14 protein-coding genes are annotated in these 12,739 nt (G+C 61.5%); 8 read left to right on the top strand and 6 right to left on the bottom strand.

The window, feature by feature from the left end; translation table 11 throughout:
- Position 1: 1 nt before the first annotated feature.
- From KHO07_RS12225 to KHO07_RS12210, 4 genes are all read right to left on the bottom strand, one after another.
- Positions 2-2,170, bottom strand: a complete 2,169-nt coding sequence (locus KHO07_RS12225) for a xanthine dehydrogenase family protein molybdopterin-binding subunit (protein WP_212627327.1) — start codon at positions 2,168-2,170, stop codon at positions 2-4.
- Between the two features lie 7 nt (positions 2,171-2,177).
- Positions 2,178-2,633, bottom strand: a complete 456-nt coding sequence (locus tag KHO07_RS12220) for a (2Fe-2S)-binding protein (RefSeq protein ID WP_150734377.1) — start codon at positions 2,631-2,633, stop codon at positions 2,178-2,180.
- 162 nt (positions 2,634-2,795) lie between these two features.
- Positions 2,796-3,950, bottom strand: a complete 1,155-nt coding sequence (locus KHO07_RS12215) for an NnrS family protein (protein ID WP_212627326.1) — start codon at positions 3,948-3,950, stop codon at positions 2,796-2,798.
- A complete protein-coding gene (locus KHO07_RS12210) occupies positions 3,950-4,198 on the bottom strand; it encodes a transmembrane sensor/regulator PpyR (protein WP_150734379.1) in 249 nt (82 codons plus the stop codon). Before KHO07_RS12210 ends, KHO07_RS12215 begins: the two co-directional genes overlap by 1 nt.
- A gap of 264 nt (positions 4,199-4,462) precedes the next feature.
- On the opposite strand from KHO07_RS12210, the gene KHO07_RS12205 reads away from it, so the two are divergent.
- Positions 4,463-4,966, top strand: coding sequence for a VOC family protein (locus KHO07_RS12205; RefSeq protein WP_150734380.1), 504 nt, complete (start codon positions 4,463-4,465; stop codon positions 4,964-4,966).
- A gap of 33 nt (positions 4,967-4,999) precedes the next feature.
- Entirely contained in the window at positions 5,000-5,833 is an 834-nt protein-coding gene (locus KHO07_RS12200) for an AraC family transcriptional regulator (RefSeq protein WP_150734381.1), read from the top strand.
- A gap of 17 nt (positions 5,834-5,850) precedes the next feature.
- Here the strand turns inward: KHO07_RS12200 and KHO07_RS12195 are convergent, their stop codons facing one another.
- Positions 5,851-6,438, bottom strand: a complete 588-nt coding sequence (locus KHO07_RS12195; RefSeq protein ID WP_212627325.1) for a LysE family translocator — start codon at positions 6,436-6,438, stop codon at positions 5,851-5,853.
- 81 nt (positions 6,439-6,519) lie between these two features.
- Complete coding sequence (locus KHO07_RS12190; protein WP_212627324.1) at positions 6,520-7,851, bottom strand: PLP-dependent aminotransferase family protein; 1,332 nt, start codon at positions 7,849-7,851, stop codon at positions 6,520-6,522.
- A 90-nt stretch (positions 7,852-7,941) separates the two neighbouring features.
- On the opposite strand from KHO07_RS12190, the gene KHO07_RS12185 reads away from it, so the two are divergent.
- The 6 genes from KHO07_RS12185 (at position 7,942) to KHO07_RS12160 (ending at position 12,725) form a co-directional block, all read left to right on the top strand.
- On the top strand, positions 7,942-8,838 hold the full coding sequence (locus tag KHO07_RS12185) for a DMT family transporter (RefSeq protein ID WP_212627323.1): 897 nt from the start codon (positions 7,942-7,944) through the stop codon (positions 8,836-8,838).
- 238 nt (positions 8,839-9,076) lie between these two features.
- Positions 9,077-9,532, top strand: coding sequence for an arsenate reductase ArsC (locus KHO07_RS12180; RefSeq protein ID WP_244858289.1), 456 nt, complete (start codon positions 9,077-9,079; stop codon positions 9,530-9,532).
- Complete coding sequence (arsH, locus tag KHO07_RS12175) at positions 9,532-10,221, top strand: arsenical resistance protein ArsH (RefSeq protein ID WP_212627321.1); 690 nt, start codon at positions 9,532-9,534, stop codon at positions 10,219-10,221. Before KHO07_RS12180 ends, arsH begins: the two co-directional genes overlap by 1 nt.
- A 75-nt stretch (positions 10,222-10,296) precedes the next feature.
- Positions 10,297-11,379 carry a bifunctional transcriptional activator/DNA repair protein Ada gene (locus tag KHO07_RS12170; RefSeq protein WP_150734386.1) on the top strand — a complete coding sequence of 361 codons (1,083 nt, stop codon included), beginning with the start codon at positions 10,297-10,299 and terminating at the stop codon, positions 11,377-11,379.
- A gap of 35 nt (positions 11,380-11,414) precedes the next feature.
- Positions 11,415-12,032, top strand: a complete 618-nt coding sequence (locus tag KHO07_RS12165; protein ID WP_212627320.1) for a DNA-3-methyladenine glycosylase — start codon at positions 11,415-11,417, stop codon at positions 12,030-12,032.
- A gap of 204 nt (positions 12,033-12,236) precedes the next feature.
- Positions 12,237-12,725 (top strand): GFA family protein, encoded by a 489-nt coding sequence (locus KHO07_RS12160; RefSeq protein ID WP_150734388.1) that lies wholly within the window; start codon positions 12,237-12,239, stop codon positions 12,723-12,725.
- Positions 12,726-12,739 lie beyond the last annotated feature (14 nt).

Below are 12,739 nucleotides of genomic sequence, written 5' to 3'. Positions count from 1 at the left end.
TTCACACCCCCGACAAATGCAGTGGCAGCTCGCGCAGCCGCTGACCGGTCAAGGCAAACACCGCATTGGCCACCGCCGGTGCCGTGGGCGGTACGCCGGCTTCGCCGATGCCACCGGGTTTGTCGCTGCTGGGCACGATGTGCACTTCAACCACCGGCATCTCATTGAGCCGCAGCACTTGATAGTCGTGGTAGTTGGATTGCACCACCTGGCCATCCTTGAACGTCAGGTGACTGTGCAAGGTAAATCCCAGACCGAAGGCGATGCAGGACTCCATCTGTGCGGCGATGCTCTGCGGATTGACCGCGATCCCGCAATCCACCGCGCACACCACGCGATGCACGCGGATCGCCAGATTGTCCTGGGACACCTCCGCCACCTGCGCGACGTAACTGCCGAATGATTCATGCACCGCCACGCCCAGGGCATGGCCGTCTGGCAGCGGTGCCTTCCAGTTGGCTTTTTCCACGGCCAGGTTCAAGACGCCCAGGTGTCGCGGATGCTCTTTAAGCAGTGTTCGTCGATATTCCACCGGGTCCTTGCCCGCCGCGCTGGCCAACTCGTCGATCAACGACTCCATGACGAAAGCCGTATGACTGTGCCCCACCGAGCGCAACCACAACACACTGATGCCGGTTTGCGGCGAGTGAAGATCAACCTGATGGTTGGCCAATCCCGCCAGGTAGGGACTGTCCGCCACGCCTTCGACCGAGGTTTTATCGATGCCGTCCTTGACCATGCTCGCTTCGAGTGAAGTGCCGGTCATGATCGACTGCCCGACCATCACATGCTGCCACGCCACCGGCATTCCATCGGCCCCCAGGCCGACCTGCGCCTGGTGCAGGAAGGCCGAGCGGTAGTAACCGCCACGGATATCATCCTCCCGCGCCCACACGGTTTTGACCGGACCGCCGGCCGCTTTGGCCACGTACACCGCTTCAGCGACAAAGTCCGAGGTCGGGTTGGCCCGCCGACCAAAACCGCCACCGAGGAATTCGGTATGGATCTCGACCTGCTCGGGTTTGAGACCGGTGATTTTCCCGGCGATCATCTGGTCCAGCGTCTGGAACTGGGTGCCCGTCCAGATCTCGCATTTGTCCTGGGTGATGCTCACGGTGCAGTTGAGTGGCTCCATCGGCGCGTGGGCCAGGTAAGGCACGCTGTACTCGACATCGAGCTTCTTCGTCGCCTTGGCCAGTGCAGCCTTGGTGTCCCCTGCCTTGCTGGCCGGCAAGCCGGGGGTGGCGGCGAGCTTGCGAAAGCTCTCCAACAGTTTTTGGCTGTCGAGCCCGGCATTCGGCCCCAGGTCCCACTCGACGTGCAGGGCATCGCGGCCCAACTTCGCCGCCCAGTAATGATCGGCGATCACCGCCACACCCGTGGGCACCTGCACCACTTTGTGCACGCCGGGGATCGCCAACGCTTCAGCACCTTCGAAGGATTTGACCTTGCCGCCGAATACCGGCGAACGGGCGACCATGGCGGTCATCAAGCCGTCGAACTGCACGTCCATGCCGAACTTCGCCCGACCGGTGATTTTCTCCGGCGTGTCGAGGCGGTTGGTGGGCTTGCCAATGAGCTTCCAGTCCTTGGCTTCCTTGAGCTTGATTGACGCCGGGGCCGGCACGGGCAGCTTGCCGGCGTCATCGGCCAGCTCGCCGTACGTGGCGCGCTGGTCGCCGGCGATGACAACGCCGGACTCGGTACGAATCTGCGAAGGTGGCACGTTGAAACGCTTGGCGGCCGCCTCGATCAACATTAACCGCGCTGCCGCGCCCGCCTGGCGATAACGGTCGAACTCCATCCAGGTCGAGGTCGACCCCCCGGTGATCTGCATCCCGCCGAACCCGGCCATGCCGTAATCGGCAGCCGAGGCTGGCGAATGCTCGACTTTGATTGTCGACCAGTCGGCGTCCAGTTCTTCGGCGATCAACATGGTCAGGCCCGTCCAGATGCCCTGGCCCATTTCCGAATGGCCGAGCAATACCGTGACGGTGTTGTCATTGCCGATACGCAGGAACGCATTGGGTGCAAAGACGTTGCCCTGATTTTCCGCCGCCCCGGCAAAACGATGGCCACCGGGGATGACAAACGCGACGACCAGGCCACCACCCAACACAGCCGTGCCTTTGAGGAAACCGCGACGCGATAACGGATTGAGATCGTTCATGGCCACCTCAACCCAGCTCGGCGGCGCGTTTGACCGCCGCACGAATTCTTGGGTAGGTGCCGCAACGGCAGATATTGCCCGACAGTGCTTGATCAATGTCGGTATCCGTTGGCTTGGGGATCTTCGCCAACAATGCCGCGGCCGACATGATCTGGCCTGACTGGCAATAGCCGCACTGCACCACATCAAGCTCGGCCCAGGCTTGCTGCACCGGGTGCGAACCGTCGAGGGAAAGCCCTTCGATGGTGAGGATTTTTTGCCCGTGGGCCACCGCCGTGGCGGGCGTAATGCAGGAACGCAGCGGCGTGCCATCGACGTGCACGGTGCAGGCTCCGCACTGGGCCATGCCACAGCCGAACTTGGTTCCGGTCAGGTGCGCAACATCACGCAAGACCCAAAGCAGCGGCATGTCCGCGGGGACATCCAGCTCCTGATCCTTGCCATTGATATTCAGGGTCAACATTGCGAAGGTCCTCAGACTCACGGTGTTCTGAAGGGGCGTCGCTGTGGTGAACGGGTACCTACGCGCGCCTTGGGTTATCCATACAGCTAAGCGCAAATTGACTGGGTGACCGGGGCGTATCGACCACCGGTCACTCAGGGAGAGCCAAACAGACAGGCCGGCTTAAGCCCGAGGCCTGAGCAAAATCCCCGTAAAGCAAAGCAAAAACAGCCCAAACGCCAAACACCACAACAGCGCCGAAGCACCGAGCCCCAACCCGGAAACCGGCACCAGCAGAACCCGCGACACCCCAGCCAGCAGAATCAACCCAAACCCCAAGACAATCGCCCTGGAAGGCTGCAACAACCGCCCGGTATGCCCCAGACTCACCCGCGCGATCATCGCCAGGATCAACCCACCCACGCCCCCCACCGCCAGCGAATGAGTCGCCAGACTCTGCTGCGACATCAACCCCAGGTGCCACAACCCCATGGCAAAAATCGCCACTACCAACCAGACATAAGACAAATATAACGACCACAACAGTGGCACCCGCCACAGACCTCGGTCATGCCAACGCCACAGCCGAAACACATGCAGAACCCCCATCAACCCAAACACTGCCACCATCCAGCGCCTGGGCACATCCTGCAAGCCGAGCGCGAATGTCAGCGCCACAAACAACCCGCTCACCAGCAAAACCCGGGACGGCCAGGGAGTGCCTGCCGGTAAAGCCGGCCGATTCAAGCCACGCTGAATAAAGAACGGAATGACTCGACCGCCAATCATGCTCATCAATGCACCGACCAACCACAACGCCGCCAGCACACCACGCCGCTGCAGGCCGACATCATCGATCCAGAGGCCCCACAGCGTCATTGCCTGACATCCGATCAGCAACGTGATCATCAACAAAACCGGGTAATTCTCACGTTTGCCGGCAGCCACCAGATCGCGGCCCAGCACCCACGCAAGCGCTGGCAAAAACGGCAGTTGCAACCACAGCAACACAGTCGGCGAAACCGGCAGAAGCCAGGCAAGTCGCGCCGATAGCCAGACCAGCACCAGCCCGATCAACTGCCAGCCTTTGAGCCCCGGGCGCCCCGTCCAGTTCGGTACCGCCGTCAGCAGGAACCCGGCGATGATTGCCACGGCGAAGCCGAACGGCATTTCATGTCGATGCCAGGCAAGCATGCCGCCCAGCGGGTTCGCGCCGGGCAATCGGCCGTACAGCCACAAGGCCCAGATTGCAACCGCCAGCGCGGCGAACGCAGCTCCCGCCAGAAAGAACGGACGAAAGCCAAGACTGAAAACGGGAGCAGCCGCCAGGTTGCGCATCAGGCCAACGCCCGGCCCAGAGGTCTACTCAACCGGTGCTGGGACAACAGGCGCATGACGTAGCCGATTTTCAGCAGGGTCGGCCCTACGATGGTCATGGCATGCAACGACACCAGCGCCAGGATCGACAGATACCCCTCGTAGAGGTATGCGCCGTAGATACCTGCCAGCAGCATCGCCAGGCCGACAACGAGCACACGGCTGGACAGTTGCAGAACGTTCTGAGGATTGCTGAAGAAATGGAACATTTTCCGTACTCCTGTAGCAGTTCAGTTGTACTGGAGACGTATCAAGTCTCGTGCCAGATATTCAGCCGTTGATAATCAATTACTTAAGGAGCAGCAGTCATAACGACTCCATGCGCAAATAGTCGTTACGACTCCAGCATTGGTCATATCGACTACCTCCAACAACATTTGCTTGCACACTTGTCGATCTACGGCACCACCCGCCAGGCCGAGGCTGGCTACGCTGATAGTCCAGCATGCAAAAACCTGCCAAGGAGACCCGCCATGCTCCACGTTCAAAAACTCACGCCCTGCCTGTGGTTCGATGGCCAGGCGGAAGAGGCTGCGAAGTACTACTGCGCGATCTTCGACCACTCCAAAATCACTGCCATCACCCACTACGGCAAGGCTGGCCAAGAGGTTCATGGCCACGCGGAAGGTTCGGTGCTGACGGTCAGCTTCGAACTCGACGGACAGACGTTCACCGGCCTCAATGGCGGCCCGAACTTCAAGTTCAACGAGGCGATCTCGTTTCAGGTCAATTGCCAGACCCAGGAAGAGGTCGACCATTTCTGGGGCCGGCTGTCTGCCGGCGGGCCGGTCGAGGCGCAGCAATGTGGCTGGCTAAAGGACAAGTACGGGGTTTCATGGCAGATCGTCCCGGTGGCAATGATGGACATGCTCAAAGATCCCGACACGAGCAAATCCCAACGCGCCATGGCGGCAATGATGGAGATGAAAAAACTCGATATAGCCGCGTTGCAGCGAGCCTTTAACGGTGAGAGCTAATACACTTCGGGGCGAAGTTGCCAAGGAATGACCATGAAACTCTCCAAGCCCCGGGACACCGACAAGGCCCCGCGCTTCTGGCGCGATGACGCCCTGCCCTTCATCGAAGCGCGCGCCATCGCCGATGGCCGTGAGGTCTGCTACACCCGGCATTCCCACGAGCACTTTTCCATCGGTGCGATCACCGCCGGGCGCAGCACCTATGTCCACGAGCAGGCGCACTTCGAGGTCAGCGCCGGCACTGTGGTGTTGATGAACCCCGCCGATGTCCATGCCTGCAATCCGATCAACGACGAGCCCTGGTCGTACTTGATGCTCTATGTTGACACAGCGTGGCTGACCGGGTTGCAGCACCAGCTGGGGTTCAGCGATGACCTGGCGTTCCGCCGTTTTGCCATCACCCATACCGCTGACCCCGAGCTGTTCGCGGGGCTGCAAGGTTTGTATGAAGTGCTGGTCGATCCGCAGCAGGACGTATTGCGCAAGCACAGCGTAGCGATTGAGTTTTTCACTGACGTGCAATTACGCCTGAATCCCGTCGAGCAGCCATTGCGCGAACCGAATTTCAAACTGGAACGCGCCGCCGGGTTCATCCGCGAACATTGCACACAGATGCTCAAGCTCGAAGATATTTGCGAAGCGGCGCAGTTGTCGCCGTCCTACCTGATCCGCGCGTTCAAGCAGCATTACGGCATGACGCCCCACGCCTTTCTGGTCAACCGGCGCATCCAGTTCGCCCGTGAGCAACTGCGCCACGGCAAGCTGATCGCCGACGTGGCGCTGGAAGCGGGCTTTGCCGATCAGGCGCATTTTCAACGGGCCTTCAAACAGCATCTGGCAGCGACACCAGGACAGTATCGCGGCTAAACCGGGCTACTACAGGGTCATGGGAAAATCAGATAAACCGCACTCACCGCCAGCAACAACGCCATCACCCGGTTGAACCAGCGCATGCCCGTCGGGTTGTTCAGGTAGCCGCGCAAGAATGTCCCGGCATAGGCCCAGCAGCCGACCGACAGATAGCAAATCACCAGATAGATCGCCGCAAACTGCCACACCAGCCGCGCCGCGCCATCGGCGACAAATGCCCCCATGCCCGCCACACAGGCCAGCCAGGCTTTCGGGTTGAGCCATTGCATCACCGCGCCGTAGAGCATCGATGGCGCGCGGCCCGAGTCTTTCGCCTCCAGTTGCCCGTTGTCGGCGGCCAGTTTGAACGCCATGTACAACAGAAACGCCACGCCCGCCCACTGCACCACCTGGGTCATCGCGGGCCAAAGCTGCAACAGCTCGTGCAACCCCAACCCCATCAACACCAGCAACAACACAAACCCCAACGTCGCCCCGGCCACATGCCGCTGGCTGGCCTTGAAGCCGAAACGCGCCCCGGAACTCAAGGCGACGATATTCACCGGCCCCGGGGTGATCGACGCGGCCAACGCAAACGCCGCCATGGACATGATCAAACTCATCGCACACCTACTCTTCTCAATTGAACCAGGCCCCAAGGTAAAGAGCCCGGCGGTGGGCGTATTGAAGAAAACTGCCCTGCGCTACGCGTAATACCCCACCACCCTTTTCACTTTCAGCAACGCCTGGCGCAGCGAGACCATGTCCACCGAGCCCAGCGCCAGGCGGATGGCGTGTGGTACATGCGGGGTGATCGCAAACGGTTCGGCGGGCGACACCGACACGTGCTCGCGCATCAACGCCATGGCGATTTGGTCGGCGCGGGCGTCTTCGGCCAATGGCAACCAGATGAAATACGAAGACGGATGTGTGACCGTCTCCAGCCCCGTCAGCACTTCGCGCGCCAAGGTTTGTCGGGCCTGCGCATCCGCACGTTTTTGCGCTTCCAGTTGGTAGACGGTGCCGTCATCGAGCCAGGCGGTGGCGATCGCCGTCATTACCCCCGGCGTGTTCCAGGTCGTCGCCATCACCGTGCGCTCGAATCCCGCGACCCAATGCAGAGGTGCCGCGACAAAACCGACGCGAAACCCGGTGGCGATGTTCTTGGATAAACCGGAAACGTACACCGTCCTTTCCGGCGCCATCTCAGCCACGGGTGGCGGCGGGTTCTCGGCCAGAAAGGCGTAGGCCGCGTCTTCGATGATCATCAGGTCATGCTGACGCGCAATCGCCACCAAGCGCTCGCGCTGCGCAGTGTCCATCACCCAACCCAGCGGGTTATGCAAGGTGGGCATGGAATACACGGCCCGCACCGGGCGGCTGCGACACAGCTTGTCCAAGGCCGATAAATCCGGCCCGTTGGCCGTGACAGGAATGGGCAGTACCTCCAGGTGCAGCGTTTCGGCCAATGTCTTGAACCCCGGATAAGTCAACGCGTCAGCCGCAATCACGTCGCCGGGCTTGAGCAGCGTCATCATCACCACGGCCAGGCCATGCTGGGCGCCACTGACGATCAACACCTGTTCGGCCGACACGTTCAGGCCGCGCTCGCCCAGGTGGCGGGCCACCGAAGCCCGCTCATGCAGCCGCCCGGCGTGGGGTTGATAACGCAACAGCGACTCCAGGTCACCAGACAATGCAAGCTGACGCAGCGCCTGGCGCAACAGGTCAGCCTGACCCGGCAATGACGGGTAGTTGAAGTTCAGGTCGATCATCCCCGCCGCCACCACGGACTGGGAAATGCCCTGGCCTGGCGGCAGCGACGTCTCCCGGACAAAAGTCCCGCGCCCGGTTTCACCACTGACCAGGCCCATGCCCTCAAGCTCGGCATACACCCGGCTGGCCGTGACCAGCGCCAGGCCTTGCTCGGTGGCGAGCTGGCGGTGGGTTGGCAGCCGCGTACCCGGTGGCAAACGCCCCGAGCGAATGTCGGCGGCGAAGGTATCAACCAGAGTTTTATAGCGAGATCGAGGCATGTCGGGATGTATCCATGACAATTTTTTGATTGTATCGATAGCCCAACCCTACCATGACTTTCGGGCAACCCAACAATAAGCGAGAGCCAAATGGAACGGACTTCGAACCTGCAAAACCGGACGCTGGAGAGCAACGCCAGCGGCTGGATCAATGGATTGATCGGCGTGGTGATTTTCAGCGGCTCACTGCCAGCGACGCGGGTGGCGGTGCTGGAATTCGATCCGGTATTCCTCACCGTGGCTCGCGCCACCCTCGCGGCGATTCTGGCGCTGTGCCTGCTGCTGTTGTTCAAGGAAAAACGCCCTGCACGCCATCAGCTTGTGCCGCTGATCATCGTGGCGCTGGGCGTGGTGGTGGGGTTTCCGCTGTTGACCGCGCTGGCCCTGCAATACGTGACGTCGGCGCATTCCATCGTGTTCGTTGGCCTGTTACCGCTGGCCACCGCCGTGTTCGGCGTGTTGCGCGGTGGCGAACGCCCGCGGCCGGTGTTCTGGTTCTTCTCGGTGCTGGGCAGTTTGCTGGTGGTGGGTTTTGCAGTATCCCAGGGCCTGAGCGCCTCCCCCCAAGGCGACATCCTGATGCTGCTGGCGATTCTCGCGTGTGGCCTGGGATATGCCGAAGGCGCGAAGTTGTCCCGCACCCTGGGCGGCTGGCAAGTGATTTCCTGGGCGCTGGTACTGGCATTGCCGGTGATGGCGGCGCTGACCTGGTGGCGGATGCCGGCTTCGTTTAGCGGGATCAGCGCACCGGCCTGGTTCAGCCTGGCTTACGTCTCGCTGTTCAGCATGCTGATCGGCTTCGTGTTCTGGTATCGCGGCCTCGCCCAAGGCGGGATTGCCGCTGTCGGGCAACTGCAACTGCTGCAACCCTTCTTTGGCCTGGCGCTGGCGGCGACCCTGCTGCACGAGCACGTCAGCATCGGCATGCTTGGGGTGACGGTCGCGGTGATTCTGTGTGTCGCCGGGGCCCGGAAATTCGCCAAATGAGGCGCAAGGCTGGGTGTCTACCTTATGCGTCGTCACCGCCGGGTCGCGAAGGGGTCGAGCACTCTCCATCGCGGCCACCCGATTCCTGGCACCGCAGCCCCATTTCGAGATCACGTTGAAAGCGTCGGGAGCCAGAAAGTCAGCATTGGCTTTTTGCATCGACATACGTATATTCGGATATCCATATATTCGAGTTGCGATGATGAGCCCTCTCCCCGTTCAAAGCAGAATCCTCTTCATGTGCACGGCCAACAGTTGCCGCAGTGTCTTGAGCGAAGCCTTGTTCAATCACCTGGCCCCAGCCGGGTTTGAAGCGGTCAGTTCCGGCAGCTTCCCCAGCGGCCGGCTCAATCCTCAGGCAATACAGACGCTGCACGACCTCGGTGTTTCGACACAAGGCTTGTACAGCAAAGACTCTGATGTCTTCGCCGACTCCCCGCCCGATATCGTCATCACGGTCTGCGACAAAGCTGCCGGCGAAGCCTGCCCGGTTTACTTCGGCCCGGCAATTAAAAGCCACTGGGGGCTGGCCGACCCGTCGGAGGTCCATGGCAGCCGCGAAGACATCGAGGCCGCTTTTGCCAACACGGTCGAGATCATCAAGCGACGCTTTGCAGCGTTCTTCGCCCTTGACCTCAAAAGCCTGTCGGACGCCGACCTCAAAGCGGCCCTCGATCGCATCGGAACCCTGTGATGAACGAAGACCTGCCGAACCTCGACCTCGAACTCCTGCCGCTCACCGGCGAAAACACCCACAAGCCACGCATTCTGCTGCTCTATGGTTCCACCCGTGAACGCTCTTTCAGCCGCCTGTTGACCGAAGAAGCGGCGCGGATTCTGCGCTTGCTCGGCGCCGAAACGGTGATCTTCGATCCGTCCGGCCTGCCGCTGCCCGATGACGCACCCAACGATCATCCGAAAGTCCGGGAACTGCTTGATCTGGTGCTCTGGTCAGAAGGTCAGGTCTGGTGCTCGCCGGAGCGGCACGGCTCGATGTCGGCAGTGTTCAAGTCGCAGATCGACTGGATTCCCCTGACCATGGGCGCGGTCCGCCCGACCCAAGGCAAGACATTGGCGGTCATGCAGGTCTGCGGCGGTTCGCAATCATTCAACACCGTCAATCAACTGCGCGTGCTCGGGCGCTGGATGCGCATGCTGACCATCCCCAATCAATCATCCGTCCCGAAGGCCTTCATGGAGTTCGACGAGGCTGGCCGGATGAAGCCCTCCTCGTACTACGACCGCGTTGTCGACGTCATGGAAGAATTGATGAAATTCACCCTGCTGGTGCGTGGCCGCGAGGCGTTTCTGGTGGACCGCTACTCCGAGCGCAAGGAGAGCGCCGAAGAGTTGTCGAAGCGGGTCAATCAACGGTCGATCTGAGCACGTGGCGTCTGTGCGGAATTCTCTGTCGATTTTCCGGTGGAGACGTTCCGCCGCCGGCCTTAAGCTCAACCCATGAACCTGCACAGCACGCTACTTCCGCCCCATGCCGAGATGGTCCGCGCCATGCTCGACCGCGACACCGCCTACGAGGGGGTGTTCTTTACTGCGGTCAAGACCACCGGAATTTTTTGCCGCCCCAGTTGTACGGCGCGCAAGCCGAAACCGGAGAACGTCGAGTTCTTCGCCCACGCCGATGAATGCCTGTCGGCGGGTTACCGCGCCTGCTTGCGGTGCAAGCCACTGGACGCCGCCGCCATTGCGCCGGACTGGGTGCAAACGCTGCTCAAATCGGTAGACGCCGATCCCGAACAGCGCTGGACCGATGCCCGACTGCTGGCCGAAGGTATCGAGCCATTGAAGTTGCGCCGCTGGTTCAAACAGCATTTCGGCATGACCTTCCATGCCTGGCTGCGCACCCGGCGCCTGGGCATGGCATTGGGCGGAATCAAACAGGGCGATTCCATCGACAGCGCGGCGTTCGACTCCGGCTACGAATCCCTGAGCGGCTTTCGCGATGCCTTTCAAAAGTCCTTTCACATCACCCCGGGACGCGCCGCCAACAGCGAGCCACTGTTGTTCACCCGCCTGACCACGCCACTGGGGCCGATGATCGCCATGGCCGAACGCCGTGGCCTGGTGCTGCTCGAGTTCCTCGACCGTCCGGCGCTGACCCGGGAAGTCGAAGAGCTGCAGAACCGCTATGGCTACGCCGTGGCGCCCGGACACAACATGCATTTGCAGCAAATCGAACAGGAGCTGGCGCAATATTTCAGCGGCCAACTGAAACAATTCGAGGTGGCGCTGCACCTGCCCGGCAGCGAATTCGCACGGCAGGTCTGGGCTGAACTGGCAACCATTCCCTACGGCCAGACCACCACTTACGGCACCCTCGCGGCCAGGCTGGGCAAGCCCGGAGCCAGTCGTGCGGTGGGCCTGGCCAACGGGCAGAACCGTCTTTCGATTGTCGTGCCTTGCCATCGGGTGATCGGTGCGGACGGCTCGCTGACGGGCTATGGTGGAGGACAGCCGCGCAAGGCGTTTCTGCTCAGGCTGGAAAGCGCCGCGAGTCAGATCACCCGGCAACTGGCCTTCTGATCGCACGCTGTTTTGTCAGCCCGCAAGGATGTTCGATGCCCGAGCCCTATTTACCCGCCACCCGGTTCCTCGCGTCCATCGACGACGACTGGCAACGCCATGTCGCCGCCGTCGGCCCGTGCCTGCATCAACCCCACGCCGCGCGCGATCCGTACGAGTCACTGGTGCGGGCGATTGCCTACCAGCAACTGCACGCCAAGGCGGGTGATGCGATTGTCGGCCGGATGCTCGCGCTGTTTCCCGGACAGCCATTTCCCCGACCTGAACAACTGGTTGCCACCGATTTTGACCGGATGCGCAGCTGCGGCTTTTCCGCCAGCAAGATCGCGACCATCCAGGGCATTGCCCAGGCCGCACTGGACGGCGTGGTGCCGGATCACGCCTCGGCGCTGGCGATGGACGATGAAGCGTTGATCGAACGCCTGATCACCCTGCGTGGCGTGGGTCGCTGGACGGTTGAAATGCTGTTGATCTACAGCCTGGAACGCCCGGACATCCTGCCGGCCGATGACTTTGGCGTGCGTGAAGGTTATCGAAAGCTCAAGGGGCTGGAGGTGCAACCAACGCGCAAGCAGATGATTGAAATCGGGTTGGCGTGGAGCCCTTATCGGACGGTGGCTGCGTGGTATTTGTGGCGGGTGGCGGGCAGGTAGGCCGCGTTATCGTTCTTCGCCAGCGGGCGAGCTCCCACAGGTTAAGTGCCATACCCAAATTCCGTGTACACGTCGGACACGGCGGGCAGCTAGCCCTGCTGTTCGCGCAGACCGGCGATCAGCTCAAGTGGGTCGCGACTGGCGATGCGATTCTGGTACTGGTCTAGGCTGTTGGGATTAATCCAGGACCCGCCGGAGGTCGCCATGCAACTCGAAGGCTCCTGCCATTGCGGCGCGGTGTCGTTCAGCCTGACCAGCGTCCACCCTTACCCCTATCAACGTTGCTACTGCTCAATCTGCCGCAAGACTCAGGGCGGTGGCGGTTACTCGATCAACATTGCCGGTGACGCCACCAGCCTGAAAGTACGCGGACGCAAGAGCATCTCGATTTACCATGCGCTGCTCAAGGGCGAAGGCCAGAAGCGTGCGCACCGCAGCACTGCCGAGCGGCACTTTTGCTCGGTTTGCGGATCGGGATTGTGGCTGTTCAGCCCCGAATGGCCGGAACTGATTCATCCGTTTGCGTCGGCCATCGACACACCGTTGCCGGTGCCGCCAGTCCATACCCATTTGATGCTGAGTTCGCGGGCGCCCTGGGTCGAGGCCGAGGTAAAACCGGGTGACAAGCAGTTTGATGTGTATCCCGAAGAGTCGATTGCCCAATGGCATGAGCGGTTGGGGTTGAGCGGCTGAATTCAGTGGTGTTG

This window comes from Pseudomonas sp. PP3 (genome assembly GCF_905336995.1).
GTDB classification, from domain to species: domain Bacteria; phylum Pseudomonadota; class Gammaproteobacteria; order Pseudomonadales; family Pseudomonadaceae; genus Aquipseudomonas; species Aquipseudomonas reinekei.
Note: the sequence above shows the minus strand (reverse complement) of the source record. Positions and strands in the feature narration are given on the sequence as shown.

What these genes read in the sequence shown, in the direction of transcription:
- KHO07_RS12225 (WP_212627327.1), bottom strand. Translation starts at nt 2,170, where the DNA reads ATGAACGATCTCAATCCGTTATCGCGTCGCGGTTTCCTCAAAGGCACG.
- KHO07_RS12220 (WP_150734377.1), bottom strand. Translation starts at nt 2,633, where the DNA reads ATGTTGACCCTGAATATCAATGGCAAGGATCAGGAGCTGGATGTCCCC.
- KHO07_RS12215 (WP_212627326.1), bottom strand. Translation starts at nt 3,950, where the DNA reads ATGCGCAACCTGGCGGCTGCTCCCGTTTTCAGTCTTGGCTTTCGTCCG.
- KHO07_RS12210 (WP_150734379.1), bottom strand. Translation starts at nt 4,198, where the DNA reads ATGTTCCATTTCTTCAGCAATCCTCAGAACGTTCTGCAACTGTCCAGC.
- KHO07_RS12205 (WP_150734380.1), top strand. Translation starts at nt 4,463, where the DNA reads ATGCTCCACGTTCAAAAACTCACGCCCTGCCTGTGGTTCGATGGCCAG.
- KHO07_RS12200 (WP_150734381.1), top strand. Translation starts at nt 5,000, where the DNA reads ATGAAACTCTCCAAGCCCCGGGACACCGACAAGGCCCCGCGCTTCTGG.
- KHO07_RS12195 (WP_212627325.1), bottom strand. Translation starts at nt 6,438, where the DNA reads ATGAGTTTGATCATGTCCATGGCGGCGTTTGCGTTGGCCGCGTCGATC.
- KHO07_RS12190 (WP_212627324.1), bottom strand. Translation starts at nt 7,851, where the DNA reads ATGCCTCGATCTCGCTATAAAACTCTGGTTGATACCTTCGCCGCCGAC.
- KHO07_RS12185 (WP_212627323.1), top strand. Translation starts at nt 7,942, where the DNA reads ATGGAACGGACTTCGAACCTGCAAAACCGGACGCTGGAGAGCAACGCC.
- KHO07_RS12180 (WP_244858289.1), top strand. Translation starts at nt 9,077, where the DNA reads ATGTGCACGGCCAACAGTTGCCGCAGTGTCTTGAGCGAAGCCTTGTTC.
- arsH (WP_212627321.1), top strand. Translation starts at nt 9,532, where the DNA reads ATGAACGAAGACCTGCCGAACCTCGACCTCGAACTCCTGCCGCTCACC.
- KHO07_RS12170 (WP_150734386.1), top strand. Translation starts at nt 10,297, where the DNA reads ATGAACCTGCACAGCACGCTACTTCCGCCCCATGCCGAGATGGTCCGC.
- KHO07_RS12165 (WP_212627320.1), top strand. Translation starts at nt 11,415, where the DNA reads ATGCCCGAGCCCTATTTACCCGCCACCCGGTTCCTCGCGTCCATCGAC.
- KHO07_RS12160 (WP_150734388.1), top strand. Translation starts at nt 12,237, where the DNA reads ATGCAACTCGAAGGCTCCTGCCATTGCGGCGCGGTGTCGTTCAGCCTG.